This is a genomic window from Bartonella sp. TS82HLJMH, assembly GCF_042193495.1.
GTDB classification, from domain to species: Bacteria; Pseudomonadota; Alphaproteobacteria; order Rhizobiales; family Rhizobiaceae; genus Bartonella; species Bartonella grahamii.
Map to the genome: position 1 here is coordinate 1 of NZ_JBHILU010000054.1, position 2,337 is coordinate 2,337.

Annotated in this window: 4 protein-coding genes and 1 pseudogene; all 5 read right to left on the reverse strand. The window is 35.8% G+C overall.

The features are described from left to right. Positions 1–130: 130 nt before the first annotated feature. Entirely contained in the window at positions 131–712 is a 582-nt protein-coding gene (locus ACFIKO_RS09085; RefSeq protein WP_375620604.1) for a hypothetical protein, read from the reverse strand. A gap of 3 nt (positions 713–715) precedes the next feature. Then, entirely contained in the window at positions 716–1,036 is a 321-nt protein-coding gene (locus tag ACFIKO_RS09090) for a hypothetical protein (protein ID WP_375673826.1), read from the reverse strand. Positions 1,037–1,354: 318 nt separating this feature from the next. Beyond that, positions 1,355–1,750 carry a type II toxin-antitoxin system HicB family antitoxin gene (locus tag ACFIKO_RS09095; protein WP_005864994.1) on the reverse strand — a complete coding sequence of 132 codons (396 nt, stop codon included), beginning with the start codon at positions 1,748–1,750 and terminating at the stop codon, positions 1,355–1,357. Continuing rightward, a complete protein-coding gene (locus tag ACFIKO_RS09100; protein WP_007553727.1) occupies positions 1,747–1,947 on the reverse strand; it encodes a type II toxin-antitoxin system HicA family toxin in 201 nt (66 codons plus the stop codon). Before ACFIKO_RS09100 ends, ACFIKO_RS09095 begins: the two co-directional genes overlap by 4 nt. 67 nt (positions 1,948–2,014) lie before the next feature. Next, positions 2,015–2,337: pseudogene (locus tag ACFIKO_RS09105) on the reverse strand (hypothetical protein); the annotation flags it as partial.

Sequence of the window (2,337 nt, forward strand, 5' to 3'; positions counted from 1 at the left end):
CCAACCCGCTGGGAAGTACCTTTTGCATTGATTTTATTGTATTTTTTCTGGAGAAAACCAAAGCGCAAGTGATAATCTGCTTTAAAAATTACAATTAAAGTGAGTAGTGTGTTGACATAGCTTAAGAGCATTATTTAGTTTTCTTATTGGCGGCATATTCTTGACGAGCAAGTTGGTACTGTATGTTGGCAATTAATCTCTCATTGGCTTTTTTTACAATAGTACTTGCAATTTTTGGCTTGGACATAACTCCAGCAATTGAGGGTCCTTCTTGTTTTGCAATAGGGAATTGATCTCCATCTGCTCTTTGAAAAACATTGTTTCCCATTTTTAGCGTAACACGCTTAGGAAATTTTCCACCGCAAATAAATCCATGGGGTAAGATTTCTTTTTTTCCAAACATTGTGTAAGTTACGCCGCGTTTTGTTTCTCTTGCTTGAAAAAATTTAAGAGGTATCGGTGTTCCAGAACCAATGATATCTGTCTCGAGAAGCTTTGCAGTAGCCTTTCCTTTAATATAAACGCCTTTTTTGACACGCTTTGATTGGGCAGATGTAACATCGGCAATTTGTTTTTCTGCAAAGCGTTCGACTTGTTTTGCAGAGGTATTTACAGCATTACGCAAAGCCCAATTAAGGCGTGGTGCTTGAAGACTGGTGAAGGTATCCTTCACCTGTTGAAGATACCATTTTTGGTGGATGATTAACTTCAACTTCTAAGCCTTTTTGGGAGTAGGTGTTGATGACTTAGAAGCTTTAGATGCTTTTGGCTGTTCGAGTGGAATTTCCTCTGTCACTGGTTCAGACGATGTTTGTACGGCTTCTTGTTTTATCTGCTTAATTTGTTCAACTGCCTTGTCTGTTTTTGCTGTTGTCTTGACTCCAACAAAAGGTTTTACAGCATTAGCGCGCTTGAGACGTGCGTAGACTTGATTGGAAACTTCAACAAATGGATTATTGGGTGTTGATGGTTCAAAGCGAACAGTGCTTTTATTGTCTCCAACAACACACATTGGCTTAGTGATGACAGCTTTCATCATTGCTCCTTTTGAGTCATAATTAATGACATCATTAGTCAAAAATTGATTTTTATTCTGTGAAAAATTGATTAGCCAGAATTACCCAGAAAACAGGGCTTTCTAGCCACGTTTCAAGTTCACATTTTACTGAATTTTTAGGGGATATTTTTGAATTTTAGACACAATACGACCAGTGCCGTGCTGTCATTAAATATGATTTTTCACATCATGTCAACAAAAAAATCATGATCTTGTGTTTTTTTTATTTTTTTACCTAAATATGGTGTTTTTAGAAACAAAAAGGTATGTATTGACACAGCCAAAAAAGAAGAAAATCTAAATATTAAGCTCGTGACGCGCTGCTGTTGCCAAAAAAGCAGATCTTGTTAAACCTCTTTCTTGTGCACAATCATCAATTGCACGTAAGAGTCCTCTTTCAATAGATATATTCGTACGTACCACTTCTGCATCATTTTCAATAAATGGGACTTGTATTAAAAAAGCTCCTTCTGACAAAGCTGTTTTGACAGATTCCCGTTGTATGACTTCCTCAAATTTTGAAGGAATGGGCACTATATCTATATCTTCACAATAAAGTTGAAGTGCTTCTGTTGCGTTTGCGATTAAATTTTCTTCCTCATCAGCAGCAGAAAAAAGTCCCTCAAAATCAGGAAACTGAACACCAAAAGCAGAATCTTCATCTTTATGAACAAGAGCAAAAAATCTTTTCATTTTTCTTCTCCTTTTTTTAACCAACCTGCTTGTTGTGCGATAGAACGTGCTGTACCAATCGGAAGATTTTTTTTAGGATGTGGAACAATAACAACCTTACCATCTTTTTTTAATTTATGATGAGAACCTTTTACTTTGACAAGTTCAAAGCCATCACGCTTTAATTTTGCAATGATTTTTCGGCTATCTTGTTCCATTCCCTAAACTCATAATGTGTAAATATATACACATTTTAATGATTTTTCATCTGATGTCAATTCTTTTTTAACGGCTAAAGTGCTTATGAAGCGCATTAAGAACAATACGCAAAGAACTAACAAGATGTGTTAGCGATTGATCTTCTATAACAAGATATTGTAATGCAGCATAAAGATTATACTGTCTATAGAGGTGTTGTGCTTCTTTGATAGCCTCTTTCGTCACTTCATAACAATGAGTTGCTCTTGAAATCCACCGTTTTTGTGCCTCCTCATTTGATGAAGGAGTAAAGTTATCATAAATTGCATTAGGCAATCCTTTTGCACATAGGTAATTGTTTTTCACTTCAAGATATTTTTGCGCAGCATCATATTGGTCTTGATTGATTT